Annotated in this window: 25 protein-coding genes; 9 read left to right on the top strand and 16 right to left on the bottom strand. The window is 67.2% G+C overall.

All coding sequences use genetic code 11. The features are described from left to right. Window positions 1-18: 18 nt before the first annotated feature. The 7 genes from AC07XP_RS02410 to AC07XP_RS02440 all read left to right on the top strand — a co-directional run bounded on the left by AC07XP_RS02410 (window position 19) and on the right by AC07XP_RS02440 (window position 7,847). A complete protein-coding gene (locus tag AC07XP_RS02410) occupies window positions 19-1,026 on the top strand; it encodes a D-2-hydroxyacid dehydrogenase family protein (protein ID WP_062471528.1) in 1,008 nt (335 codons plus the stop codon). A gap of 4 nt (window positions 1,027-1,030) precedes the next feature. Continuing rightward, window positions 1,031-2,191, top strand: coding sequence for an MFS transporter (locus AC07XP_RS02415; protein ID WP_159277084.1), 1,161 nt, complete (start codon window positions 1,031-1,033; stop codon window positions 2,189-2,191). Between the two features lie 133 nt (window positions 2,192-2,324). Beyond that, the gene (locus tag AC07XP_RS02420; protein ID WP_495263693.1) at window positions 2,325-3,845 is read left to right on the top strand and encodes a 3-hydroxyacyl-CoA dehydrogenase; all 1,521 of its coding nucleotides are present in this window, start codon (window positions 2,325-2,327) and stop codon (window positions 3,843-3,845) included. A gap of 11 nt (window positions 3,846-3,856) precedes the next feature. After that, a complete protein-coding gene (locus AC07XP_RS02425; RefSeq protein WP_062471537.1) occupies window positions 3,857-4,636 on the top strand; it encodes an oxepin-CoA hydrolase, alternative type in 780 nt (259 codons plus the stop codon). Between the two features lie 60 nt (window positions 4,637-4,696). Then, window positions 4,697-5,416 carry a Crp/Fnr family transcriptional regulator gene (locus AC07XP_RS02430; RefSeq protein WP_062471540.1) on the top strand — a complete coding sequence of 240 codons (720 nt, stop codon included), beginning with the start codon at window positions 4,697-4,699 and terminating at the stop codon, window positions 5,414-5,416. Between the two features lie 12 nt (window positions 5,417-5,428). Next, window positions 5,429-6,535, top strand: coding sequence for a phosphotransferase (locus tag AC07XP_RS02435; protein ID WP_139706561.1), 1,107 nt, complete (start codon window positions 5,429-5,431; stop codon window positions 6,533-6,535). A gap of 34 nt (window positions 6,536-6,569) precedes the next feature. After that, window positions 6,570-7,847, top strand: coding sequence for an acyl-CoA dehydrogenase family protein (locus tag AC07XP_RS02440; RefSeq protein WP_139706559.1), 1,278 nt, complete (start codon window positions 6,570-6,572; stop codon window positions 7,845-7,847). A gap of 105 nt (window positions 7,848-7,952) precedes the next feature. Here the strand turns inward: AC07XP_RS02440 and AC07XP_RS02445 are convergent, their stop codons facing one another. From AC07XP_RS02445 to AC07XP_RS02465, 5 genes are all read right to left on the bottom strand, one after another. Continuing rightward, window positions 7,953-8,447 (bottom strand): GNAT family N-acetyltransferase, encoded by a 495-nt coding sequence (locus AC07XP_RS02445; RefSeq protein WP_062471549.1) that lies wholly within the window; start codon window positions 8,445-8,447, stop codon window positions 7,953-7,955. Next, window positions 8,444-9,781 (bottom strand): phosphoglucosamine mutase, encoded by a 1,338-nt coding sequence (glmM, locus tag AC07XP_RS02450; protein ID WP_495263694.1) that lies wholly within the window; start codon window positions 9,779-9,781, stop codon window positions 8,444-8,446. The genes AC07XP_RS02445 and glmM overlap by 4 nt, the downstream gene beginning before the upstream one ends. Next, a complete protein-coding gene (folP, locus tag AC07XP_RS02455; protein ID WP_495263695.1) occupies window positions 9,778-10,590 on the bottom strand; it encodes a dihydropteroate synthase in 813 nt (270 codons plus the stop codon). Before folP ends, glmM begins: the two co-directional genes overlap by 4 nt. Before the next feature lie 115 nt (window positions 10,591-10,705). Then, the gene (gene ftsH / locus AC07XP_RS02460; RefSeq protein WP_062471558.1) at window positions 10,706-12,622 is read right to left on the bottom strand and encodes an ATP-dependent zinc metalloprotease FtsH; all 1,917 of its coding nucleotides are present in this window, start codon (window positions 12,620-12,622) and stop codon (window positions 10,706-10,708) included. A 165-nt stretch (window positions 12,623-12,787) separates the two neighbouring features. Continuing rightward, a complete protein-coding gene (locus tag AC07XP_RS02465) occupies window positions 12,788-13,456 on the bottom strand; it encodes an RlmE family RNA methyltransferase (RefSeq protein ID WP_495263696.1) in 669 nt (222 codons plus the stop codon). A 33-nt stretch (window positions 13,457-13,489) separates the two neighbouring features. On the opposite strand from AC07XP_RS02465, the gene AC07XP_RS02470 reads away from it, so the two are divergent. Beyond that, window positions 13,490-13,969 (top strand): YhbY family RNA-binding protein, encoded by a 480-nt coding sequence (locus AC07XP_RS02470; protein ID WP_062471564.1) that lies wholly within the window; start codon window positions 13,490-13,492, stop codon window positions 13,967-13,969. 41 nt (window positions 13,970-14,010) lie between these two features. Beyond that, window positions 14,011-14,730, top strand: a complete 720-nt coding sequence (locus tag AC07XP_RS02475; protein ID WP_167395020.1) for a glycosyltransferase — start codon at window positions 14,011-14,013, stop codon at window positions 14,728-14,730. Between the two features lie 37 nt (window positions 14,731-14,767). Here AC07XP_RS02475 and AC07XP_RS02480 read toward each other — a convergent pair whose 3' ends face one another. The 11 genes from AC07XP_RS02480 to lpxD form a co-directional block, all read right to left on the bottom strand. Then, window positions 14,768-15,190, bottom strand: coding sequence for a DUF4149 domain-containing protein (locus tag AC07XP_RS02480; RefSeq protein WP_495263697.1), 423 nt, complete (start codon window positions 15,188-15,190; stop codon window positions 14,768-14,770). Between the two features lie 5 nt (window positions 15,191-15,195). Next, window positions 15,196-15,672 (bottom strand): transcription elongation factor GreA, encoded by a 477-nt coding sequence (greA, locus tag AC07XP_RS02485; protein ID WP_056518766.1) that lies wholly within the window; start codon window positions 15,670-15,672, stop codon window positions 15,196-15,198. A 66-nt stretch (window positions 15,673-15,738) separates the two neighbouring features. Further along, window positions 15,739-16,608 carry a Kdo hydroxylase KdoO gene (gene kdoO, locus AC07XP_RS02490; protein ID WP_495263698.1) on the bottom strand — a complete coding sequence of 290 codons (870 nt, stop codon included), beginning with the start codon at window positions 16,606-16,608 and terminating at the stop codon, window positions 15,739-15,741. Between the two features lie 12 nt (window positions 16,609-16,620). Continuing rightward, window positions 16,621-19,869 (bottom strand): carbamoyl-phosphate synthase large subunit, encoded by a 3,249-nt coding sequence (gene carB / locus AC07XP_RS02495; RefSeq protein WP_062471576.1) that lies wholly within the window; start codon window positions 19,867-19,869, stop codon window positions 16,621-16,623. After that, entirely contained in the window at window positions 19,862-21,046 is a 1,185-nt protein-coding gene (gene carA, locus AC07XP_RS02500) for a glutamine-hydrolyzing carbamoyl-phosphate synthase small subunit (RefSeq protein WP_493192425.1), read from the bottom strand. Before carA ends, carB begins: the two co-directional genes overlap by 8 nt. Window positions 21,047-21,188: 142 nt before the next feature. Beyond that, the gene (locus AC07XP_RS02505) at window positions 21,189-21,974 is read right to left on the bottom strand and encodes a TrmH family RNA methyltransferase (RefSeq protein ID WP_495263699.1); all 786 of its coding nucleotides are present in this window, start codon (window positions 21,972-21,974) and stop codon (window positions 21,189-21,191) included. A gap of 7 nt (window positions 21,975-21,981) precedes the next feature. After that, window positions 21,982-22,713: a ribonuclease HII gene (gene rnhB, locus AC07XP_RS02510; protein ID WP_495263700.1), complete on the bottom strand. Its 732-nt coding sequence runs from the start codon at window positions 22,711-22,713 to the stop codon at window positions 21,982-21,984. Further along, window positions 22,685-23,833: a lipid-A-disaccharide synthase gene (gene lpxB / locus AC07XP_RS02515; protein WP_495263701.1), complete on the bottom strand. Its 1,149-nt coding sequence runs from the start codon at window positions 23,831-23,833 to the stop codon at window positions 22,685-22,687. The genes rnhB and lpxB overlap by 29 nt, the downstream gene beginning before the upstream one ends. 10 nt (window positions 23,834-23,843) lie before the next feature. Continuing rightward, window positions 23,844-24,632, bottom strand: a complete 789-nt coding sequence (gene lpxA / locus AC07XP_RS02520) for an acyl-ACP--UDP-N-acetylglucosamine O-acyltransferase (RefSeq protein ID WP_095745191.1) — start codon at window positions 24,630-24,632, stop codon at window positions 23,844-23,846. Window positions 24,633-24,657: 25 nt separating this feature from the next. Further along, complete coding sequence (gene fabZ, locus AC07XP_RS02525) at window positions 24,658-25,113, bottom strand: 3-hydroxyacyl-ACP dehydratase FabZ (protein ID WP_056582588.1); 456 nt, start codon at window positions 25,111-25,113, stop codon at window positions 24,658-24,660. Between the two features lie 23 nt (window positions 25,114-25,136). Beyond that, window positions 25,137-26,114, bottom strand: coding sequence for a UDP-3-O-(3-hydroxymyristoyl)glucosamine N-acyltransferase (gene lpxD, locus AC07XP_RS02530; protein WP_495263702.1), 978 nt, complete (start codon window positions 26,112-26,114; stop codon window positions 25,137-25,139). Between the last annotated feature and the right edge of the window lie 5 nt (window positions 26,115-26,119).

Raw genomic sequence — 26,119 nt, forward strand, 5'->3', positions numbered from 1 at the left:
GAGGCACAATGGCATGCCATGAACATTGTGATCCTCGACGACTACCAGGACGCCGTGCGCAAGCTGCAGTGCGCTGCCAAGCTGGACGCTTACGCCGCCAAGGTCTACACCAACACGGTCAAGGGCATCGGCCAACTGTCGGTTCGCCTCAAGGATGCGGACGTCATCGTGCTCATCCGCGAGCGCAGCCAGATCTCCCGCCAGCTGATCGAGAAGCTGCCCAAGCTCAAGCTGATTTCCCAGACCGGTCGCGTCGGTGGCCACATCGACGTCACCGCCTGCACCGAACGCGGCGTGGCGGTGGCCGAAGGCTCGGGCTCGCCGCAGGCGCCCGCCGAACTCACCTGGGCGCTGATCATGGCGGCCATGCGCCGCCTGCCGCAGTACATCAGCAACCTCAAGCACGGGGCCTGGCAGCAGTCGGGCCTCAAGTCGGCGTCGATGCCTCCGAATTTCGGCGTGGGCTCGGTGCTCAAGGGCAAGACGCTGTGCATCTGGGGCTACGGCCGCATCGGCCAGTTGGTGGCCCGCTATGGGCAGGCCTTCGGCATGCAGGTCGTGATCTGGGGCCGCGAGGCCAGCTGCGCCAAGGCGCGCTCCGACGGCTTCCAGGTGGCGCAGAACCGCCACGAATTCTTTGCCGCCGCCGACGTGCTGTCGGTGCACCTGCGGCTCAACGAGGACACCCAGGGCCTCGTCAAGCTCGAAGACCTCTCGCGCATGAAGCCGACGGCGCTGTTCGTCAACACCTCGCGCGCCGAGCTGGTCGAGGCCGATGCCCTGCTGGCCGCGCTCAACCGCGGCCGCCCCGGGCTGGCGGCCATCGACGTGTTCGAGAGCGAACCGCCGCTGCAGGGCCATGCGCTGCTGCGCCTCGAAAACTGCATCTGCACGCCGCACATCGGCTACGTCGAGCAGGAAAGTTACGAAAGCTACTTCGGCCAGGCGTTCGACAACGTCGTGAGCTTCATCAAGGGCAACCCCACGAACATCGTGAACCCCGGCGCGCTGCAGGTCCGGCGGTGAGCGCATGAGCCGGCCCGCGCCGCAGCGAGGCGCGCTCTGGGCGCTGCTGGCCGGCAATTTCGTGATCGGCACGGGCGTGATGGTCGTGCCCGGCACCCTCAATGAGATCAGCGCCTCCTTGGCCATCAAGGTCGCCACTGCAGGCCAGCTGATCAGCGCGGCCGCCTTCGTGATGTGCCTGGGCGCCCCGCTGCTGGCCGCCGCGGTCGCCGGCTGGGACCGCCGCAAGTTGCTGGCCCTCACCCTGCTCTGGTACGCCGCGTGGCACGTGGTCGCGGCGCTCGTGCCCAGCTTCGGCGCGCTGCTGCCGGTGCGCATGCTGACGGTGATCGCGCCCGCCATCTTCACGCCCCAGGCCGCGGCCTGCGCCGGCATGCTGGTGCCGCCCGAGCAGCGCGGGCGCGCCGTCACCTTCGTCTTTCTCGGCTGGTCGGTGGCCTCGGTGCTGGGCCTGCCGATAGGCGCGCTGATCGGCGGCCACCTGGGCTGGCGCATGGCCTTCATGGCCATCGCGGCGCTCAGCGTCGTGAGCGCCGCCTCGGTCTGGCTCACGCTGCCCAGCGGCATCCGGCCCGCCGCGCTCACGGCTGCCGCCTGGTCGCGCGTGCTGCGCAGCCCGGTGCTGATGGGCATCGTGTCGGTCACGGCGCTGCAGGGCGTCGGCCAGTTCGTGCTGTTCAGCTATTTCGGCCCGCTGCTCAAGCAGGGCTTCGGCGCCGACGCCAACACGCTGAGCCTGATGTGGGCGCTATTCGGCGCCTTCGGCCTGCTGGGCAACATGGTGGTGAGCCGCTACATCGACCGCGTCGGCGCCGGGCGCATGGTGCTGCTGACGACCGGGCTGATCGCGCTGAGCCTGCTGCTGTGGCCGTTGGCCAGCACGCTGGCGTGGCTGGCGGTGGTGCTCGTGCCCTGGGGCCTGGGCTGCTTTGCCACCAACTCCTCGCAGCAGGCGCGCCTCGTGGGGCTGGCGCCCGCCCTGGCGCCGGGCTCGGTGGCGCTCAACAGCTCGGGCATCTACATCGGCCAGGCCCTGGGTGCGGCGCTGGGCGGCTGGCTGCTGGCGAACGACGCCACCGAGTGGATGAGCCGGGTCGGTTTTGCACTGATGCTGCTGGCGATGGGCCTGAGCATCGCCATCGATCGCAGCCGCCGCCCGGCCTGATTCCGATGCCCCGCGTAACACCCGGGGCGCGGGCCTCCCGCGAGATTGCAAAATCGGAGCTTTCGTCCGTGTCGCGCACCCGCGCCGGCGCGGCCGCCCCAGACACCCACCAACCCATGAGAACCCTGATCCCATGACAGTGAACTACCCCCGAATCGGCGTGATCGGCGCCGGCGCCATGGGGCGCGGCATCGCGCAGATCGCCGCCCAGGCCGGCAGCGAAGTGCTGCTGCTCGACAGCTTCGCAGGCGCCGCCGAGCGCGGCCGCGAAGCCCTCGCCGCCCAATGGAACAAGCTGCACGAGAAGGGCAAGATCGATGCCCCCACGCGCGACGCCTACGTGGCGCGCGTGAAGGCGGTCGACGGCATGCAGGCGCTCGCGGGCTGCGACCTCGTGGTCGAGGCCGTGGTCGAGAACCTCGAGGTCAAGCGCACGCTGTTTCGCGAGCTCGAGGACGTGGTCGCGCCCACCGCCACGCTGGTCACCAACACCTCGTCGCTGTCGGTCACGGCCATCGCGGCCGGCCTGCAGCACCCCGCGCGCTTCGCGGGCTTCCACTTCTTCAACCCCGTGCCGCTGATGAAGGTGGTCGAGGTGGTGGCGGGCTTCAAGACCTCGCCCGAGGTCTGCCAGCAACTGGCCGGCTACGCCACGCAGATGGGCCACAGCGCCGTGCAGGCGCAGGACACGCCGGGCTTCATCGTCAACCACGCGGGCCGCGGCTACGGCACCGAGGCGCTGCGCATCGTCGGCGAAGGCGTGGCCGACTTCGCCACCATCGACCGCATCCTGAAGGACCAGGCAGGCTTTCGCCTCGGCCCGTTCGAGCTGCTCGACCTCACGGCGCTCGACGTGTCGCATCCGGTGATGGAGTCGATCTACCACCAGTACTTCGAAGAGCCGCGCTTCCGACCCAGCGTGATCACCGCGCAGCGCCTGGCCGCCGGCGCACTCGGCCGCAAGACGGGCGAAGGCTTCTACCGCTACGACAACGGCGTGATGCAGCAAACGCCCGAAGCGCCGGCGCCGGTGATCGAAGGCACGCCCGCGGTCTGGGTGTCGCCGCGCGCCGCGCGCCGCGCCGAGCTGCTGCGCCTGGTGAACACGCTGGGTGCGCAGATCGACAGCGGCAGCGCTCCCGCACCGCAGTCGATCATCCTGGTCGCGCCGCTGGGCTTCGACGTGACGACGGTCGCGGCCGTCGAGCGGCTGGACGCCACGCGCACCGTCGGCATCGACATGCTCATCGACGACGCCGCCACCAAGCGCCGCGTGCTCGCCACCAACCCGGCCACGCGCCGCGACGTGCGCGACGCCGCGCACGCCCTCTTCGCGCGCGACGGCAAGGCCGTGAGCGTGATCCGCGACAGCGGGGGCTTCGTCACGCAGCGCGTGATCGGCGCCATCGTCAACATCGCCGCCGACATGTGCCAGCAGCGCGTGTGCACGCCGGCCGACCTCGAGACCGCCGTGCAGCTGGGCCTGGGCTATCCGCGCGGCCCGCTCGCCATGGGCAACCTCTACGGGCCGACCAACATGCTCGAAGTGCTGTTCAACCTGCAGACCGTGTATGGCGATCCGCGCTATCGCCCGAGCCCGTGGCTGCGCCGCCGCGGCGCGCTGGGCCTGAGCCTGCTGCACGAAGAAGAATAAGCACGCACACCATGACCGCCGAACTCAAGAGCACCAGCGAAGGCAGCACCATGGTGCTGACCATCGTCAACCCGACCCAGCGCAATGCGCTGGGCCCCGAGATTTATGCCGCCGGCATCGAGGCGCTGAACGGCGCCGAGAGCAGCGACGAGATCCGCAGCGTCGTCATCGTGGGCGAAGGCGCCTGGTTCTGCGCCGGCGGCTCGCTGCAGCGGCTGCTGGCCAACCGCCAGCTCGACCGCTCGGTGCAGGCCGAGAGCATCGAGGGCCTGCACAACTGGATCGACTCGATCCGTACCTTTCCCAAGCCGGTCATCGCGGCCGTCGAGGGCGCGGCGGCCGGCGCCGGCTTCTCGCTCGCGCTGGCCTGCGACTTCGTCGTGGCCGCGCGCGACGCCGTGTTCGCGGCCTCGTACAGCAACGTGGCGCTCTCGCCCGACGGCGGCCTCAGCTGGCACCTCGGACAGGCGCTGCCGCGCCAGCTGGCGAGCGAATGGCTGATGAACGGCGAGCGCATCGAGGCCGCGCGCCTGCATGCCTTCGGCCTCGTCAACGAGCTCACCGACAGCGGACAGGCGCTGGCCGGCGCGCTGGCCCTGGCCACTCGCCTGAACGCGCGCGCGCCGAACTCGCTGGCCAGCATCAAGGAGCTGCTGAGCGACGCGCGTGGCGCCACACTGGCGTCGCAGCTATCGCAGGAGCGCGATCATTTCGTGCGCAACCTGCACCACGCGAACGCGGGCATCGGCATCGCCGCGTTCCTCGACAAGACACCGCCACGCTACGAGTGACGCCTGACGGCGTCGCTCCCGAGACACCCCACAGCTTTTCAGTCGCCGAGAGGACAGACCATGGACGACCCCATTCTTACCATCGAAGAACGTGAAGCGATCAACAGTGGTCGCTGGTTTTCTTCCCTATCTCCATCGCTACGGCACGACATCCTCCGATGCGCCTTTGTCAAACGCTACAAGGACGGCGACCTGCTCGCCGCGCGCGGCGACCCGCCCGAGCACTGGATCGCCTGTGCCAAGGGGGCGTTGCGCGTGAGCTCGACCGCGGTGTCGGGCAAGCAGGTGACGCTGACCTACGTCGAGCCGGGCATCTGGTTCGGCGACGTGGCGATGTTCGACGGGGAGCGGCGCACGCACGACACGTACTCGCACGGCGACACCACCGTGCTGTGCGTGGCGCGGGCCGATTTCCAGAAGATCCTGGCCACGCACGTCGAGCTGTACGAAGCGCTGATGCGGCTGCAGGCGCGCCGCATCCGCACGCTGTTCGGGCTGGTGGAAGACCTCAACACCCTGCCCTTGCGCGCACGCCTGGCCAAGCAGCTCATCCATCTGGTGCGCAGCTACGGCGTGCCCAACCTGGACGACGGCAGTCAGACGCGCATCGGCCTGCAACTGGCGCAGGAAGAACTCGCGCAGCTGCTCGGCGCCTCGCGCCAGCGGGTCAACCAGGAACTCAAGACGATGGAGCGCGAGGGCACCATCCGGATCGAGCCGGCCGGACTGGTCGTGCTGGACCGCTCGGCGCTGATGCACATCTCTGAAGCAGACAACTAAAAAAGATTCGACATGAGCCAGGACTTCTCCAGTTTCATCGGCACCCGCGCGGTGTCCCAACAGCACACCTTCGACGTGGACGCGCTTGCGGCCTGGCTCGAAAAGAACCTCGAGGGCTTCCAGGGTCCGCTGACGGTCGAGATGTTCAAGGGCGGTCAGTCCAACCCGACCTACAAGCTCGTCACGCCCACGCAGAGCTACGTGATGCGCGCCAAGCCCGGCCCGGTCGCCAAGCTGCTGCCCTCGGCCCATGCGGTCGAGCGCGAATACAAGGTCATGCGCGGCCTGCAGGGCACCGACGTGCCCGTGCCGCGCATGTACTGCCTGTGCGAAGACGAATCCATCATCGGGCGCGCCTTCTACATCATGGAGTTCATGCAGGGCCGCGTGCTGTGGGACCAGTCGCTGCCCGGCTTCAGCAACGCCGAACGCGCGGCCTACTACGACGAGATGAACCGCGTCATCGCGGCGCTGCACACGGTCGACTTCGCCGCCCGCGGCCTGGGCGACTACGGCAAGCCCGGCAACTACTTCGAGCGCCAGATCGGCCGCTGGAGCAAGCAGTACAAAGCCTCGGCCGACGGTGCCGGCGAACTGTCGCAGCCCATCGAAGCCATGGAGCGCCTGATCGACTGGCTGCCCGCCCACATGCCCGCGAGCGCACGCGACGAAAGCAAGGTCTCGATCGTCCATGGCGACTACCGCCTGGACAACGTGATGTTCCACGCCACCGAGCCGCGCATCATCGCGGTGCTCGACTGGGAACTCTCCACACTGGGCCACCCGCTGGCCGACTTCAGCTACCACTGCATGTCGTGGCACATGCCCCCCACCACCGGCCGCGGCATCGGCGGCGTGGACGTGGCGGCGCTGGGCATTCCCACCGAGAGCGAATACATCGCCCGCTATTGCGAGCGCACGCGCATCAGCACGCCCGAGGCGCTGGCGCCCGACTGGAATTTCTACCAGGCCTACAACCTGTTTCGCATGGCCGCCATCCTGCAGGGCATTGCGAAACGGGTCGAAGCCGGTACTGCATCGAGCGAGCAAGCCGTGGCGTCCGCCCGTGGCGCACGGCCGATGGCCGAGATGGCCTGGCAATTTGCCCAAAAGGCATAGCCAGCCCTCCCCCTTAACCCCACCAGGAGACAGCATGGATTTCGAATATTCGGCCAAAACCAAGGAGCTTCAGAAGCGCGTTCTCGCCTTCATGGAAGACCACATCTACCCGGCCGAAGCCGAGTACAGCGCCGAACTGGCCGCCAACACGGTCGCAGGCAAGCGCTGGAGCGCCCTGCAGACCGTCGAGAAACTCAAGGCCAAGGCCAAGGCACAAGGCCTGTGGAACCTGTTCCTGCCAGTCGACAGCGCCTCGGCCTCGGGCTATGAGGGTGCGGGCCTGACCAATCAGGAATACGCCCCGCTGGCCGAGATCATGGGCCGGGTGCCATGGGCCTCCGAAGCCTTCAACTGCTCGGCGCCCGACACCGGCAACATGGAAACCATCGCCCGCTACGGCTCGGAAGAGATCAAGGCGCGCTGGCTCAAGCCGCTGCTCGAAGGCCAGATCCGCTCGGCCTTCGCGATGACCGAACCCGACGTCGCCTCCAGCGACGCCACCAACATCGCCACCCGCATCGAGCGCCAGGGCGACGAGTACGTCATCAACGGCCACAAGTGGTGGATCTCCGGTGCCGCCGACCCGCGCTGCGCCGTGTTCGTCACCATGGGCAAGACCGACCCCGAGGCGCCGAAGCACTCGCAGCAGAGCATGGTCATCGTGCCGGCCGACACCAAGGGCATCCGCATCGTGCGTCCACTGAACGTGATGGGCTACGACGACGCGCCGCACGGCCACGTCGAGATGTACTTCGAGAACGTGCGCGTGCCCGTCGGCAACATCCTGCTGGGAGAAGGCCGCGGCTTCGAGATCGCCCAAGGCCGCCTTGGCCCCGGACGCATCCACCACTGCATGCGCCTGATCGGCCTGGCCGAGCGCGCGCTCGAGCTGATGTGCAAGCGTGCCTCGTCGCGCGTGGCCTTTGGCAAGACCGTCGCCTCGCAGACCGTCACGCAGGAACGCATCGCCGAAGCGCGCTGCAAGATCGACATGGCCCGCCTGCTCACGCTCAAGGCCGCCTGGCTGATGGACGTGGCCGGCAACAAGGTCGCGCGCACCGAGATCGCCATGATCAAGGTGGTGGCGCCCACCATGGCCTGCCAGGTCATCGACTGGGCCATGCAGGTCCACGGCGGCGGCGGCATGTGCGACGACTTCCCGCTGGCCTCGGCCTATGCCCAGGCGCGCACCCTGCGCTTTGCCGACGGTCCGGACGAAGTGCACCGCAACGCGATCGCCAAGTGGGAGCTGGGCAAGTACGCCGCCGATAAGTCGGGCGCCACCGCCGACGCGCCTGTCACGCGCTTCTGATCCCGAAAAAAAGAAAGGGCGCGTTCGCCGCGCCCTTCTCTTGTCTGCTTCGGCCATGCCGCCCACGCCTTGCGCGTCGGCGGCATTTTCATTGGCCTGATTCGGTCAGAGCTTCTTCTGCAGGAAGACAGCGTGGCCGAATTCCGGGTCGAGCTGGTAGCTGACGAAGCCTTCGCGCTCGTAGCTGCGCAGCGCAGGCGCATTGCCCGACAGCACCTCGAGCGTGAGCTTGCAGGCGCCGCGCCGGCGGGCTTCCTGCTCGACCTGCGCGAACATCTGCTGCGCCACGCGCTGGCCACGGTGGCTGGCGCGCACGACCACGTCGTGCACGTTGACCAGCGGCTGGCAGGCGAAGGTCGAAAAACCTTCGATGCAGTTGATCAGGCCCACGGGCGTGTCGCCGTCGAAGGCGAGCACGCTGAACGCCTGCGGACGCGCCGCCAGCGCGGCGGGCAGGCCTTCGCGCACCGATGCAGGCAATGGCGTGCCGCCGCCGGCTGGGTCGCGCGCGTAGCTGTCGAGCAACTCGACCAGCGCCGCCGCTTGCAGCGGATCGCGGTAGTCGGCCAGGCGGATTTCGATGCGGCCCGCCGTCGTCATGCGGCGGGCTTGAGCGTGGCCGCGAGGCGCTCGGCGCAAGACTGCGATTGCTTCGGATCGCGCGCCTCGACCATCACGCGCACCAGCGGCTCGGTGCCACTCGCACGGATCAGCACGCGGCCCGCATCGCCCAGCTCGGCTTCGATGCGCTTCGTTTCGCTGGCGAGCGCTGCGTTGCTCTTCCAGTCCTGGTCGGGTGCGAGGCGCACGTTGATCAGCGTCTGCGGGAACAGCGTCACGCCTTCGAGCAGCTGCGCCACCGTCTTGCCGCTGCGCACGCAGGCCTGCAGCACCTGCAGCGCGCTGACGATGCCGTCGCCCGTGGTGTGGCGGTCGAGTGCCAGCAGGTGGCCTGAGCCTTCTCCGCCGAGCAGCCAGCCGCGCTTGTCGAGCTCTTCGAGCACGTAGCGGTCGCCGACCTTGGCGCGCACGAACTCGATGTCCTGTGCACGCAGGGCCATCTCGACGGCCTTGTTGGTCATGAGCGTGCCGACCACGCCCGCCGGCTTCTCGCCGCGCGCGACGCGTTCGGCCACCATCAGGTACAGCAGCTCGTCGCCGTTGAACAGGCGGCCGGTGGCATCGACCAGCTGCAGCCGGTCGGCGTCGCCATCGAGGGCGATGCCGTAGTCGGCCTTTTGCGCCGTCACAGTGGCGACCAGCGCCTCGGGATGCGTGGCGCCGAAACCCTTGTTGATGTTGAGCCCGTCGGGTGCGCAGCCGATGCTGGTGACGTCCGCGCCCAGTTCGTGGAACACGTTCGGCGCCACCTGGTAGGCCGCGCCGTGGGCGGCATCGACCACCAGCTTCATGCCACGCAGCGACAGGTCGTTGGCGAAGGTGCTCTTGCAGAACTCGATGTAGCGGCCATCGGCATCGTTGAGGCGGCGGGCCTTGCCCAGGTTGGCCGAATCCACCCAGACAGGCGCTTCTTCGAGCGCCGCCTCGACGGCCAGCTCCCAGGCGTCGTCGAGCTTGGTGCCCTGCGCGCTGAAGAACTTGATGCCGTTGTCGGGAAAGGCGTTGTGGCTGGCGCTGATCACCACGCCCAGGCTGGCGCGCTGGGCGCGCGTGAGGTAGGCCACGCCCGGCGTGGGCAGCGGGCCGAGCAACACCACGTCGACGCCGGCGGAGTTGAAGCCCGACTCGAGCGCCGACTCGAGCATGTAGCCCGAGATGCGGGTGTCCTTGCCGATCAGCACCGTGGGACGCGCCTGGGTCTTCTTGAGGACGCGGCCCACGGCGTGCGCGAGGCGCAGCACGAAATCGGGGGTGATGGGCGATTGGCCGACCGTGCCGCGGATGCCGTCGGTGCCGAAATACTTACGGGTCATGTTGTTGCTCTTTGAAGGTGTTCTTGCGGTGCTTCCGCGCGCATGGCACGCCATACGGCGAGGGCGGCGACGGTGTCGCGAACGTCGTGCACCCGCACGACCGCAGCACCCCGGTCCACGGCCAGCACGGCGGCTGCCACGCTGGGCACGGTACGCCCGGATGCATTGTCGATGCCGGTGACGGCCCCGATGGAGGACTTACGGGACCAACCTAGCAACAAGGGGTAACCGGTTGCCAACAATTCCCGCTGTCGACCGAGGAGCGCGAAGTTCTGCGCCACGCTCTTGCCGAAACCGACGCCCGGATCGAGCGTGATGCGCGCGGGATCGATGCCCAGCGCCGTCAGGGGCGCCAGCTGCGCGTCCCAGAAAGCCAGCACCTCGGGAATCACGTCGCCCTGCATCGGCAGCGCCTGCATGGTTTGCGGGTCGCGGTGCATGTGCATCAGGCAGATGCCGCAGGTCGGGTGCGCCGCCACGACCTCGCGCGCGCCGGGTTGGCGCAGCGCCCAGATGTCGTTGACGATGTCCGCGCCCAGGTCGAGCACGGCGCGCATCACCTCGGGCTTGTAGGTGTCGATGGACAGCGGCACGTTCAGCTTCACGGCCTCGCGCACCACGGGCAGCACGCGCGCCAGCTCGGCGTCGAGCGGTACGGCGGGGCTGCCGGGGCGGGTCGATTCACCGCCGATGTCGAGGATGTCGGCGCCCTCCTTCAGCAACTGCTCGCAGTGCTTCAGCGCAGTCTCGGTCGACGCGTGCGCGCCGCCGTCGGAGAAGGAATCGGGCGTGACGTTGACGATGCCCATCACGCGCGGCTGCGCGAGGTCAATCCTGAAACGCGAGGTCTGCCAAACCGCACCATCTGGCTCACCATGGAAAACGGGGCCAGGGGCCCCGTTGTTGCTTGATTTCAAGCCCACCTCAAGCGGCGGTCGGCGCCGGGTCAGGATTGACGGCCGGCGTGCCACCACTGCCGCCGCTGCCCGAAGGCGGGATGCGCGGCGTCCAGTCCTTGGGCGGACGCGGTGCGCGGCCGGCCATGATGTCGTCGAGCTGTTCGCTGTCGATGGTTTCCCATTCGAGCAGCGCCTTGGCCATGGCGTGCATCTTGTCGCTGTTCTCTTCGATGAGGCGGCGCGCCAGGGCGTACTGCTCGTCGATGATGCGGCGCACCTCGCCGTCGACCTTTTCCATGGTCTGCTCGCTCATGTTGGTCGTCTTGGTGACCGAGCGGCCCAGGAACACTTCGCCTTCGTTCTCGGCGTAGACCATCGGGCCCAGCGCGTCGGTCATGCCGTAGCGCGTGACCATGTCACGGGCGATGGAGGTCGCGCGCTCGAAGTCGTTGCTGGCGCCGGTGGTCATCTGGTGCATGAACACTTCTTCGGCGATGCGGCCACCGAACAGCATGCTGATCTGGTTCAGCATGTACTCGCGGTCGTAGCTGTAGCGGTCCTGCGACGGCAGGCTCATGGTCACGCCGAGGGCGCGGCCACGCGGAATGATCGTGACCTTGTGGACCGGGTCGCACTTGGGCAGCAGCTTGCCGATGAGGGCGTGGCCGGACTCGTGGTAGGCCGTGTTGCGGCGCTCTTCCTCGGGCATGACCATGCTCTTGCGCTCGGGGCCCATGAAGATCTTGTCCTTGGCCTTCTCGAAGTCCTGCATCTCGACCACGCGCGCATTGCGGCGGGCGGCCATCAGGGCAGCTTCGTTGCACAGGTTGGCCAGGTCGGCACCCGACATGCCGGGCGTGCCGCGGGCGATCACGCTCGGGTTCACGTCCTGGCCCAGCGGGACCTTGCGCATGTGGACGGCCAGGATCTGCTCGCGACCGCGGATGTCGGGCAGCGTGACGTACACCTGACGGTCGAAACGGCCCGGGCGCAGCAGAGCAGCGTCGAGGATGTCGGGACGGTTGGTGGCAGCCACCACGATCACGCCGAGGTTGGTTTCGAAGCCGTCCATCTCGACCAGCATCTGGTTGAGGGTCTGCTCGCGCTCGTCATTGCCGCCGCCGAGACCGGCGCCACGCTGGCGACCCACCGCATCGATTTCGTCGATGAAGATGATGCAAGGCGCGTTCTTCTTGGCGTTCTCGAACATGTCGCGCACGCGGGCCGCGCCCACGCCGACGAACATTTCAACGAAATCGGAACCCGAGATCGAGAAGAACGGCACCTTGGCTTCGCCGGCGATCGACTTGGCCAGCAGCGTCTTGCCGGTGCCCGGAGGACCGACCAGCAGCAGGCCGCGCGGAATGCGACCGCCGAGTTTCTGGAAGCGCTGCGGGTCTTTCAGGAAGTCGACGACTTCACGGACTTCTTCTTTTGCCTCGTCGCAGCCTGCGACGTCGGCGAAGGTCACCGTGTTGTTGTTCTCGTCCATCATGCGGGCCTTGCTCTTGCCGAAGCTGAACGCCCCGCCCTTGCCGCCGCCCTGCATCTGGCGCATGAAGTAGATCCACACGCCGATCAGCAGCAGCATCGGGCCCCAGCTGACCAGCAAGGTCATGAGGAGCGAGCCCTCTTCGCGCGGCTTGACGTCGAACTTGACGTTGTGGTCGATCAGGTCGCCCACGAGGCCGCGGTCGAGCACCGTGGCGGTCGTGCGGATCTTGCGATCGTCGTTGGTGACGGCGACGATCTCGCCGCCGCCGGCGCCTTCAGGAATGATGGCGCTCTTGATCTGGTTGTTGCGGACCTGGTCCAGGAACTCGGAATAGCTCACCGTTCCCGAGCCGACGCCACCGCGGGTGTCGAACTGCTTGAACACAGTGAACAACACCATGGCAATGACGAGCCATACGGCAACTTTGGAAAACCACTGATTGTTCAAACGAAGCTCCAGTCGAAAGCGCGTGACGGGAATATGAAATACGCGCTGAGGTACGCAATTGCGCCCCATTTTAGGCTTTTCAAGCTGCGAAAAGCGGACATTTCCCTATAGCAGCCATAGGCTGACAAGGGTTTGCGCCCCTGGAGGGCACGCTGCGGCAAGGTATCAATGCGTATCGGATGCCTTCAATCCCCTGCCGATGAGGAAGGTCTCGGCCGATTTGTCGCGCGATGCCTTGGGCTTGAGCGGCTTCACGACGCGGAAATTGGCCTTGAACATCTTGACCAATTCGTCGTACCCGCTGCCATGGAAGACCTTGGCCACCAATGCCCCTTCGGGCTTCATGTGGTTCTGGGCGAAGTCGATGGCCAGCTCGATCAGGTGCTCGACCCGGGCCGCGTCGGCCGAATGGATGCCCGACAGGTTGGGCGCCATGTCGGACACCACCAGGTCGGCCTTGCGGCCGTCCAGCACGGCCAGGAGCTGCGCCAGCAGTGCGTCTTCGCGGAAGTCGCCCTGCAGGAAGGTCACGCCTTCGATGGGCTCCATCGGCAGCAGGTCGAGCGAAACGATGGTTCCGTTGAGGTCGCCGACCGCCGCCCCGCCGGGCGACATGCGGCGCCGCAGGTACTGGCTCCAGGCGCCCGGGGTCGAGCCCAGGTCGACCACCAGCTGGCCGGGCTTGACCAGCCCGAGCGACTCGTCGATTTCCTTGAGCTTGTAAGCCGCGCGGGCGCGGTAGCCCTCTCTGGTCGCGAGCTTCACGTAGGGGTCGTTGATGTGGTCGTGAAGCCACGCCTTGTTGACTTTTTTGCTTTTGGCTTTGGTGCTCATGAGGGTGTTCGTGTACGCGTCGATAATACGGGGATGCCCGCCATTCAACTTACCCCTGCCGAGCGCAAGGTGCACCGCGCCGAAGCTCACCACCTGGATCCGATCGTCATGGTCGGTGGAGACGGGCTCACCCCTGCCGTGAAAAAGGAGGCCGACGCGGCCTTGAAGGCCCATGGCCTGATCAAGGTGCGCGTCTTCTCCGACGACCGCCTCGCCCGCGACGCCATGCTCCAGGAGCTCGCCGACGAGCTCGACGCCGCCCCGATCCAGCACATCGGCAAGCTGCTCGTGCTGTGGCGCCCGAAGCCCGAAAAAGAGCGTGTGATCGACGAAGACCGCATGCCCGGCCCGCGCGACGTGAAGATCGTCAAGTACAGCAAGCGTGGCGGCCAGCGCCCCGAAATCAAGACCCTGCGCGTGCTCGGCAACCAGCGCCTCACCCCTGGCGGCACCATCAAGCGCGCCAAGGCCAAGCGCCCGCTGTCGGCCAAGAAACGCAACCAGGCGGACTGAACTTGGTGGCAGCGCAAGGCGCCCAGCGCCATATCCTCTGCATGAAGTGGGGCACCAAGTACGGCCCCGAGTACGTCAACCGGCTCTACGCCATGGTGCGCCGCCACCTCAGCGGCGACTTCAAGTTCGTCTGCCTGACCGACGACGGCAACGGCATTCGCCCCGAAGTGACGTGCCTGCCCATTCCGCCGCTTAACCTCCAGCTGGCCCCGGGCCAGCGCGACGGCGCCTGGAAGAAGCTCACGACCTTCGAGCAGGACCTGCACGGCCTGCGCGGCACCGCCCTCTTCCTGGACGTCGACGTGGTGATCGTCGGCAGCCTGGACGCCTTCTTCGAGCAGCCCGGCGAATTCCTGATCATTCACGACTACGCCCGCCCCTGGCGGCGCGAGCGGATCACGGGCAATTCATCGGTCTACCGCTTCGAGCTGGGCGCCCATGCCGACGTGCTGGCGTACTTCCGCGCCAACATGGACAAGGTGCAGGCCGAGTACCGCAACGAGCAGGCCTACCTGTCGGACGTGCTGCACAAGCAGGGCAAGCTGGCCTACTGGCCGGCCGCCTGGTGCCCGAGTTTCAAGTACCACGGCATCCCGACCTGGCCGACCAACTACTGGGAAGAGCCCTTCGTGCCCGAAGGCGCTCGTGTGATGGTGTTCCACGGCGAGTGCAACCCGCCCGATGCGCTGGCGGGACGGCGCAATCGCGCCTTCCGCTACATCCGGCCGGCGAGCTGGGTCGCCAAGCACTGGAAAGAGTAACCAGGCCGGAGGCGGCGATGCGCGTCGCCGCCCCGGTTCAGCGTGGCGCCTGAGCGGCGCCGCCCATGCGCCACAGCAACGTGCCGGCGCAGGCCCACTGAACGAAGTACATGCCCGTGCCCACGGCATGCCACAGCTTGAGGTTGTCGCGCGCCACGATGCGCGGCGCCACGGCGTACTGCTGCAGCAGCGCCAGCAGCAACGCCGCCAGCACCAGGAAGATGGCCATCAACACCGGCTTGGTCATGCCATCGTCGGCCTTCTGGCGGAAATGGATCAGCAGGATCAGCCCGCAGCCGATGGCGATCCAGCTTTGCGCCTCGAACAGCTGGGCCGCGAAATTGCCCGCCACCGCCGGGTTGCCGAGCCGGGCGAACAGCATCGGCACCACCAGGAAGCCGATGGTGCTGAGGCTGCCCCACCAGAGGGCCGCCAGCATCAGCGCGACGCGGTCTTTCATCCGGCTCAGAGGTAGCGGACCGCCACGATCTCGTAGCGCTTGAGGCCGCCCGGCGCCTGCACCTCGGCTGTGTCGCCCTCTTCCTTGCCGATCAGCGCGCGCGCGATCGGGCTGGAGATGTTGATCAGGCCGAGCTTCAGGTCGGCTTCGTCTTCGCCCACGATCTGGTACTTGACGGCATCGCCCGACTCTTCTTCTTCGAGTTCGACGGTCGAGCCGAACACCACCTTGCCGCCGGCATCCAGCTCGCTCGGGTCGATGATCTGCGCGGCCGAGAGCTTGCCTTCAACTTCCTGGATGCGGCCTTCGATGAAGCCCTGGCGGTCCTTGGCGACTTCGTATTCGGCGTTTTCGCTCAGGTCGCCCTGGGCGCGTGCCTCGGAAATGGCGTTGATGACCCAGGGACGGTCGACCGTCTTGAGCTGGTGCAGTTCGGCGCGCAGTTTTTCAGCGCCGCGCTTGGTGATCGGAATGGTGGCCATGTTGTTGGTTCTCCATAAAGCGAAACCGCCGAACGCTGCCGTTCGGCGGTCGATTGAGGGAATTGATCAGACGAGTGTGCGTCCGGTCAGCCGGCTCAGGATGGCGAGCGGGCTCGATTCGGGATTGTATTGCTTCGATGCGGCCAGATGAAGGGTCTGCTCGAGCATGTACTGGCCCGCCATGACGGCGTGCGAGGTCTGGTCCGAGAAGCACACCCACACCGAACCGGGCGGGAATTTCGCCGTTTCCTGGGGCGAGTTTTCCTGGTACGCCATGTCCGACTTCATGCCGTCGTGCAGCTGCAGCATCAGGTGGTCGTACTCGCTGCGGAACGACTTGGTGACGTGCAGCGCCTGCAGCAACTTGGCTTGCCAGCGCTCATAGGGCTTGGCCCGCGGCAGGAAGCGCTTGGCGATGTCCTCGAAAGGCTCGCCCACGCGCCACACGCGCGGTGCGCCGTCGGGATTGACGTTGGTGAACACGCGCAGGATGCGCTCGCCGTAATTGGGCCGCGACGGGAACGCATCGACGTGCAGGCGCCGGTCGTCGGCGCGCCACGATTGCACGCGCGTCTCGACCTGGGCCGGCCTGTAGCTGGTCGGCGCCAGGCGCAAGGCCGGCGTGTAGTGCGGCAGCAGCCCATGGATGAGCTGCTGCGCCTGCGTGCGAAAACGCTTCACCATCGCCGCCGTGGCACGCTGCACCGCCTCGTCACCGACGGCGCCCTTGAGCTTGCCGTGGGCGTCGAGGCTGATGTTGCGCACGTCGGGCGACAGCAGGCTGGGCGTCAGCAGGCTGCGCTCTTCAGGCATTAGCTCGAAGCCCAGCCGCGGGAAGTACAGCACCTTGCCGGCTTCCAGTTCCGCAATCCACGCCTCGTTGGGCGCGGCCGCGTTCCAGTCCGCGAGGTCCAGTTCGACCAGCTGCGTTTCCATGGCGGTGCCCGATCAGGCAGCGGCCAGCTGCGCGTGCATCTCCTGCACCGAGATCACGCCCAGCTCGTCCATGAAGCCCATGCCTTCGACCGCGGCTTCGGCGCCGAAGATCGTGGTGAAGGTGGTCACGCGCGCCAGCAGTGCCGAGGTGCGGATCTGGCGCGAGTCGGTGATCGCGTTGCGGCGCTCTTCCACCGTGTTGATGACCAAGGCAATCTCGTTGTTCTTGATCATGTCCACGATGTGCGGGCGGCCTTCGGTCACCTTGTTGACCGTCTCGCAGGCGATGCCGGCGGCGCTGATGGCCGCGGCGGTGCCCTTGGTGGCGACCAGCTCGAAGCCCAGCTTGGCCAGGCCGCGCGCCACTTCGACGGCGCGCGCCTTGTCGTTGTTCTTCACCGAGATGAAGGCCTTGCCCGACTTGGGCAACAGCGTGCCCGCGCCCAGCTGGGACTTCACGAAGGCTTCGCCGAAGGTCTTGCCCACGCCCATGACTTCGCCGGTCGACTTCATCTCGGGGCCGAGGATGGTGTCCACGCCCGGGAACTTGACGAACGGGAACACGGCTTCCTTCACGCTGAAGTACGGCGGCGTGACTTCCTTGGTCACGCCCTGCGACGCGAGCGACTGGCCGGCCATGCAGCGTGCCGCCACCTTGGCCAGCTGGATGCCCGTGGCCTTGCTCACGTAAGGCACGGTGCGCGAGGCACGCGGGTTCACTTCGAGCACGTAGATGACGTCCTTGCCGTCCTTCTGCTGGATGGCGAACTGCACGTTCATCAGGCCGACCACGTTCAGCGCGGCAGCCATGGCGGCGCTCTGGCGCTTCAGCTCGGCCACCGTGTCGGCGTTCAGGCTGTAGGGCGGCAGCGAGCAGGCAGAGTCGCCCGAATGCACGCCGGCCTGTTCGATGTGCTCCATCACGCCGCCGATCAGCGTGCCGCCTTCGGCGTCGCGGATGCAGTCGACGTCGCATTCGACGGCGTCGTTCAGGAAGCGGTCGAGCAGCACCGGCGAGTCATTGCTGACCTTCACGGCTTCGCGCATGTAGCGCTCGAGGTCGCGCTGCTCGTGCACGATTTCCATCGCGCGGCCGCCGAGCACGTAGCTCGGGCGCACCACCAGCGGGTAGCCCAGGGCCGCAGCCTTTTCGAGCGCTTCGGGTTCGGTGCGCGCAGTGGCGTTCGGCGGCTGGCGCAGGCCCAGCTCGTGCAGCAGCTTCTGGAAGCGCTCACGGTCTTCGGCCGCGTCGATCATGTCGGGCGAGGTGCCGATGATCGGCACGCCGTTGGCCTCGAGGTCGAGCGCGAGCTTCAGCGGCGTCTGGCCACCGTACTGCACGATCACGCCGAGCGGCTTTTCCTTGTCGACGATCTCGAGCACGTCTTCGAGCGTGAGCGGCTCGAAGTACAGGCGGTCCGAGGTGTCGTAGTCGGTCGACACGGTCTCGGGGTTGCAGTTGACCATGATGGTCTCGTAGCCGTCCTCGCGCATGGCGAGTGCGGCGTGCACGCAGCAGTAGTCGAACTCGATGCCCTGGCCGATGCGGTTGGGACCGCCGCCGAGCACCATGATCTTCTTCTTGTCGGTCGGGTCGGCCTCGCACTCGTCCTCGTAGGTCGAGTACATGTAGGCGGTGTTGGTCGCGAACTCGGCTGCGCAGGTGTCCACGCGCTTGTAGACCGGGCGCACGCCCAGGGCGCGGCGCTTCTCGCGGATGGCCGTGTCGGTGGTCTTGAGCTGCTTGGCCAGGCGACGGTCGGAGAAGCCCTTCTTCTTGAGCGCGAGCAGCGTGTCCTTGTCGATGTCGTCGAGCGACTTGGTTTCCAGCTCGAGTTCGATCTTCACGATCTCTTCGATCTGCACCAGGAACCACGGGTCGATCTTGGTCAGCGCGAACACTTCATCCACGCTCAGGCCCATGGCGAAGGCGTCGCCCACGTACCAGATGCGCTCGGGACCGGGCTCGCCCAGTTCCTTCTCGAGCACTTCGCGGTCCTGCGTCTTCTCGTTCAGGCCGTCGACGCCCACTTCGAGGCCGCGCAGGGCCTTCTGGAACGATTCCTGGAAAGTGCGGCCCATGGCCATCACCTCGCCCACCGACTTCATCTGCGTCGTGAGGCGCGAGTCGGCCTGCGGGAATTTCTCGAACGCGAAACGCGGGATCTTGGTGACCACGTAGTCGATCGAGGGTTCGAACGACGCGGGCGTGGCGCCACCGGTGATCTCGTTGCGCAGCTCGTCGAGCGTGTAGCCCACGGCCAGCTTGGCCGCGACCTTGGCGATCGGGAAGCCCGTGGCCTTGGAGGCCAGCGCCGAGGAGCGCGACACGCGCGGGTTCATCTCGATGACGACCATGCGGCCATCCTTCGGGTTGATGGAGAACTGCACGTTCGAGCCGCCGGTGTCCACGCCGATCTCGCGCAGCACGGCCAGCGAGGCGTTGCGCAGGATCTGGTATTCCTTGTCGCTCAGCGTCTGCGCGGGGGCCACGGTGATCGAGTCGCCGGTGTGCACGCCCATCGGATCGAGGTTTTCGATCGAGCAGACGATGATGCAGTTGTCGGCCTTGTCGCGCACGACTTCCATCTCGTACTCTTTCCAGCCGAGCAGCGACTCTTCGATCAGCAGCTCGTTGGTCGGCGAGGCTTCGATGCCGCGCTTGCAGATGGTCTCGAACTCTTCCGGGTTGTAGGCGATGCCGCCGCCGGTGCCGCCCAGCGTGAAGCTGGGGCGGATGACGACCGGGAAGCCGACCGTCTTCTGCACGGCCCACGCTTCGTCGAGCGTGTGGGCGATGCCCGAACGCGCCGAGCCCAGGCCGATCTTGGTCATCGCGTCCTTGAACTTCAGGCGGTCCTCGGCCTTGTCGATGGCTTCGGGCGTGGCGCCGATCAGCTCGATCGGGCGGTTCGTGGCCGTGCCGGTGTACTTGTCGAGCACGCCGTTGCGCCACAGGTCGAGCGCGCAGTTCAGCGCGGTCTGGCCGCCCATGGTCGGCAGGATCGCGTCGGGGCGTTCCTTGGCGATGATTTTTTCAACCGTCTGCCAGGTGATGGGCTCGATGTAGGTGACGTCGGCCGTGGCCGGGTCGGTCATGATCGTCGCGGGGTTGCTGTTGATCAGGATGACCTTGTAGCCCTCTTCGCGCAGCGCCTTGCAGGCCTGCACGCCGGAGTAGTCGAACTCGCAGGCCTGGCCGATGATGATCGGGCCGGCGCCGATGATGAGGATCGATTTGAGGTCGGTGCGCTTAGGCATGCTTGTGCTCCGTCTTGTGCTTTTCCATGAGTGCCGTGAAGCGATCGAACAGGTAGCCGATGTCGTGCGGGCCCGGCGAAGCTTCGGGGTGGCCCTGGAAGCAGAACGCGGGCTTGTCGGTGCGCGCCAGGCCCTGCAGCGTGTTGTCGAACAGGCTGATGTGGGTGGGACGCAGGTTGGCCGGCAGCGACTTCTCGTCGACCGCGAAGCCGTGGTTCTGGCTGGTGATGCTCACGCGGCCGTTGTCCAGGTCCTTCACCGGATGGTTCGCGCCGTGGTGGCCGAACTTCATCTTGAAGGTCTTCGCGCCCGAGGCCAGCGCCATGATCTGGTGGCCCAGGCAGATGCCGAAGGTGGGGATGCCGGTTTCGATCAGTTCCTTGACGGCGCTGATGGCGTAGTCGCAGGGCTGCGGGTCGCCGGGGCCGTTGGCCAAGAAGATGCCATCGGGCTTGAGCTTGAGCACGTCGGCCGCGGGCGTCTGCGCCGGCACCACGGTGATGCGCGCGCCGCGCTGCGCGATCATGCGCAGGATGTTCTTCTTGACGCCGTAGTCGAACGCGACCACGTGGAACTGCGGCGTGATCTGCACGCCGTAGCCCGCGCCGAGCTTCCACTCGGTCTCGGTCCATTCGTAGGTCTGCTTGACCGACACCACCTTGGCCAGGTCGAGGCCGGCCATGCTGGGCGCGGCCTTGGCGGCGGCGATGGCCTTGTCGATCAGCGTCTGCGTCACGGTCTCGCCCGCGGCCAGGCCCAGGATGCAGCCGTTCTGCGCGCCGTGGGTGCGCAGGTGGCGCGTGAGCTTGCGGGTGTCGATGTTCGCGATGGCCACCGTGTTGCCGGACACGAGGTACTCGGTCAGCGTGGCGGTCTTGCGGAAGTTGGACGCGACGAGGGGCAGGTCCTTGATGATCAGGCCCGCGGCATGGATCTTGTCGGCTTCGATGTCCTCGCCGTTGACACCATAGTTGCCGATGTGCGGATACGTCAGGGTGACGATCTGCTGGCAGTAGCTGGGGTCGGTGAGGATTTCCTGGTAACCGGTCATGGCGGTGTTGAACACCACTTCACCGGTCGTGGAGCCGGCGGCTCCGATCGAGTTGCCGAGAAAGACCGTGCCGTCTGCGAGCGCCAGGATGGCGGGCGGGAAACTTCCCTTGAGAGACAAAAGCACTGGGTTCTCCGGATGGTTACGGTCGCCCGGAGCCCCAGGCGCGTTGCCTGCGGACTGCTGCTTAAGGGGATTTTGGCGTTGAAGGCGGCCGGGCGACGCTGATTTGCGAGTAAGCCCCCGATTGTAGCCCGGACTGGGTGTGTTATTTGGCCTGCAGGGCTGCTCCGCTTGCGTGCAGGCAGATGGCGGCCGCCGCCGCCACGTTGAGCGACTCCTCGCCGCCCGGCTGAGCAATGCGAATGTGGTGGGCGGCCCGGGCCTCCAGCGCGGCCGAAACGCCCTGCCCCTCGTGGCCCATCAGCCAGGCGCAGGGGTGCGGCAGATCGGCCTTGTGCAGCCATTCGCCCCGGTGCGAGCTGGTGGCCACCAGCGGCACCTGCAGCGCATCGAGCGCGTCGATGTCCACGCCTTCGACCAGCCGCAGGCCGAAGTGGGCTCCCATGCCGGCGCGCAGCACCTTCGGCGCCCACAGGGCGGCCGTGCCCTTGAGCGCGATCACCTGGGTGAAGCCGAAAGCCGCCGCGCTGCGCAGGATGGAGCCGGCATTGCCGGCGTCCTGCAGGCGGTCGAGCACCACGCTCGGGGCGTCGGGCAGGATTTCGGGCCGCGACGGCAGGTCGAGCACGAAACCCATCGGCGCGGGCGACTCCAGGCCGCTCACTGCGCGCAGCAGATCGTCGGCGACCACTACCGTTTTGATAGCACTGCGCACCCATTCGGCGGGCGCCGAGGGCCAGAACGCCTCCGAAAACACCGCCACCGCCGGTCGGACGCCGCGGGCCAGCGCCGCGCGGCACAGGTGATCGCCCTCGAGCCAGAGCCGGCCGAGCTTGCGGTAGGCGCCCGGATCTTGCGCGAGCTTGCGCAGGTCCTTGAGCAAGGGGTTGTCCCGCGAGCTGATGTGGCTCGGGCCGGTGTCCGTGGTCATGGCGGGCTCAGGGGGCGGCGCGCGGATCGAGGCGTGCGCCATGGTTTTCGGCGGCGCCGATCACGTGGGCGACCGAAACTTCGCCGGCCATGACGTTGACGGCTGACGTTGCAGCAGCCGTGCGCGCCAGCGCCGCCGCCACCGGGCTGAACGACCGACGGTGATGCACGCAGGCGCCGTGACGCTGGAGTGCCTCGAGGTGCTCGCGCGTGCCATAGCCCTTGTGGCCGGCGAAGCCGTAGTGCGGGAATTCGTCGTGCAGTTGCGTGCAAAGCCGGTCGCGGTGCACCTTGGCCAGGATGGACGCGGCCGAGATCGCCTTGACCCGCGCATCGCCCTTGACGATGGCCTCGGCCAGCACGTCGAGCCGGGGCAGCCGGTTGCCGTCCACCAGCACCTTGACGGGCTTCAGCCGCAGGCCTTCCACCGCGCGACGCATCGCGAGCATGGTGGCCTGCAGGATGTTGAGGCTGTCGATCTCCTCGACCGAAGCCTGCGCGATGGAGCAGCACAGCGCCTTGGCCAGGATCTGGTCGTGCAGGCGTTCGCGCTGCAGCGCCGTGAGCGTCTTGGAGTCGGCCAAGCCGCGGATCGGGCGCAGGTCGTCGAGGATCACAGCCGCGGCCACGACGGGGCCGGCCAGCGGTCCGCGCCCTGCCTCGTCGACGCCCGCCATCAGGCCGGGCGCATCCCACACCAGCGGGGCCTGCTCAGCCTTCAAGAACTTTCTGGATCGCATCGGCGCACAGTGTGGGCGTGTCGCGCTGCAATTGCACATGCAGCGCTGAAAATCTTTGTTGCAGCGCCTGCGTCTTCGCGGGCGCGCCGAGCCACTCGAGCGTGGCGTTGGCCAGGGCCTCGGGCGAGGCGGCTTCCTGCAGCAGCTCGGGCACCACGAACTCGCGGCACAGGATGTTCGGCAGCCCGACCCAGGGCTGCAGCTGCTTGCGCTGCATGAGGCGCCACGAGAGCCCGTTCATGTTGTACGCGATGACCATCGGCCGCTTGAACAGCGCCGCCTCGAGCGTGGCCGTGCCGCTGGCGATCAGCGTGACGTCGCAGGCCGCGAGCGCGGCGTGCGACTGGCCGTCGAGCAGTTTCACCCGCCCGGCCATGCCGGCGGCCTGCAGCAAGCTTTCGACCTCGGTGCGCAACCCCGGCAGGATCGGCGCGATGAACTGCAGCTTCGGCTTGGCCTTCTGCATCAGCGCCGCGGCCGCGAAGAAGCGGGCCGCGAGGTAACGGATCTCGGAGCGGCGGCTGCCGGGCAGCAGCGCGACGACCTGCGCCTCGGGGTCCAGCCCCAGTGCGGCGCGGGCGGCGGCGCGGTCGGGCGTCATCGGGATCACGTTGGCAATCGGATGGCCCACGTAGCTCGCAGCGACGCCCTTCTTTTCGAGCAGTTCGGGCTCGAACGGGAAGATGCACAGCACGTGGTCGGCGGCGGCGCGGATCTTGTCGATGCGGTCGGCGCGCCAAGCCCAGATCGAGGGACAGACGAAATGAACCGTCTTGATGCCCTCGCTGCGCAGGCCGGCTTCGAGGTCGAGGTTGAAATCGGGCGCGTCGACGCCGATGAACAGCTCGGGGCGCTCGCGCAGCAGCCGGGCCTTGAGCTGGCGGCGGATGCCAGCGATCTCGGCGTAGTGCCGAAGCACCTCGATGTAGCCGCGTACGGCCAGCTTTTCCTGCGGCCACCAGCTCTGGAAGCCGTGGGCCAGCATGCGTGGGCCGCCGATGCCCACGGTCTGCAGGGCAGGCCAGCGGGCCTCGAGGCCATCGAGCAGCAAGCCCGCGAGCAGATCGCCGGACGCTTCGCCCGCGACCAGCGCGAAGCGGCGCTGTTCGTTCGTGCTCATCGCGCCCATGTCAGCGCGCGATGCCGCGCGTTGAATGAGCGAGGAAGGCCTCCATCAGCGCGACATCGCCGGCGGCCTCGGGCATTTCCGCCGCGAGCTCGGCGATGGCGGCGCGCGCCTCTTCGAGCGTCTTGCCCTGGCGGTACAGCAGGCGGTGCATCTGCTTGACCGCCGCGAGCCGCTGCGCCGAGAAATCGCGCCGGCGCAGGCCCACGATGTTGAACCCGCGAACCGCCAGCGGATTGCCGTCGACCAGCATGAAGGGTGGCACGTCCTGCGAGATCGCGCTCGCGAAACCGACCATGGCGTGCGCGCCCACCGAGACGAACTGATGGATGCCGGTCAGGCCGCCGATCGTGACCCAGTCGGCCAGGTGCACGTGCCCGGCCAGCGTGGTGTTGTTGGACAGCGTCGTGTGGTTGTCCACCCGGCAGTCGTGCGCGATGTGCGTGTACGCCATGATCCAGTTGTCGTTGCCGACACGCGTGATGCCCCCTGCCCCGGGCACGCCGAGGTTGAAGGTGCAGAACTCGCGGATCACGTTGCGGTCGCCGATGGTCAGCTCGGTGGGCTCGCCCGCGTACTTCTTGTCTTGCGGGATCGCACCGAGCGACGAGAACTGGAAGATCCTGTTGTCGCGCCCGATGGTGGTGCGCCCTTCGATCACGCAATGCGCGCCGATGGTGGTGCCCGCGCCGATCCGCACGTGCGGGCCGATCACGGTGTAGGGACCGACCGACACCGAGGCGTCAAGCTGGGCCTTCGGGTCGACGATCGCGGTCGAATGAACCTGGGTCATGCCTTGCAAGAGACGATGAGCCGGATCAGCTGTTGATCTGGCGCATGGCGCACATCAGCGAGGCTTCGCACGCCAGTTCGCTGCCCACGAGCGCACGGCCCTTGAACTTCGAGATACCGGCCTTCATGCGCTCGATCTCGACTTCCAGCGTGAGCTGGTCGCCCGGCTCCACGGGGCGCTTGAAGCGCGCGCCGTCGATGGCCGCAAAGTAGTAGACCGTGTTGTCGTCGGGCACGATATCCAGCGAACGGAACGACAGCAGCGCCGCGGCCTGTGCCATGGCTTCGAGCATCAACACGCCCGGCATCACCGGACGGTGCGGGAAGTGGCCATTGAAGAAGGGCTCGTTCATCGTCACGTTCTTGAGCGCCGTGATGCGCTTGCCCTTCTCCATGCTCAACACCCGATCCACTAGGAGAAACGGGTAGCGATGCGGCAGCAACTTGAGAATTTGGTGGATATCGAGCGTCGTGTCCGTCATGGTGTTCTGTTCCTGCATCGTCGTCATTGTTTCGAGGGGGCTTTTTCCAGCGCCTTCAGTCGTTCGCGCAGGCTGTGCAACTGCTTGAGTGTTGCCGCATTCTTTTCCCAGTTCGCATTGTCATCGATCGGAAACATGCCGGTGTACTGGCCGGCCTTGCGGATGGAGCGTGTCACCACGGTCGCCGCCGACACATGCACGCCGTCGGCCACCGTGAGGTGACCCAGCACGATGGCGCCGCCGCCGAAGGTGCAATGGGCGCCGATGGTGGCGCTGCCGGCCACGCCGACGCAGCCCGCCATGGCGGTGTGCTTGCCGACGCGCACGTTGTGGCCGATCTGGATCAGGTTGTCGAGCTTCACGCCGTCTTCGATCACGGTGTCGTCGAGCGCGCCGCGGTCGATGCAGGTGTTGGCACCGATCTCGACGTCGTTGCCGATGCGCACCGCGCCCAGCTGTTCGATCTTGACCCAGGCGCCCTGGTGCGGCGCCAGGCCGAAGCCGTCGGCCCCGATCACCACGCCCGGGTGCAGCAGGCAGCGCTCGCCGATGAAGCAGTCTTCGCTGACCGTGACGCGCGACTTCAGCACGGTGCCCGCGCCGATGCGCGCGCCCCGCTCCACCACGCACAGCGCGCCGATGCGCGCGGTGGCGTCGACCTGGGCTTCGGGATGGATCACGGCAGAGGGATGGATGCGATCGACTTCCGGGCGCGCATGGTGCGCTTTCCACAGCTGCGTCAGGCGCGCAAAGTAGTAGTACGGGTCGGGCGTGACGATGTAAGCGCCACGCGCCGCGGCAGCCTCGCGCATGGCGGGTGACACGATGACACAGGCCGCCTTGGAGGCGGCCAGTTCCTGCTGGTATTTGGGATGGCTCAGGAAGCTGAGCGCATCGGGCTGTGCATTCTGCAGCGGCGCGAGCCGCTCGATGGACAGCGTGGCATCTCCATGAAGCTCGCCCCCGAGGGCGTCAACGATGGCTCCGAGCTGCAGCGACACGCCGG

This window comes from Variovorax sp. GW531-E2, from assembly GCF_059423125.1.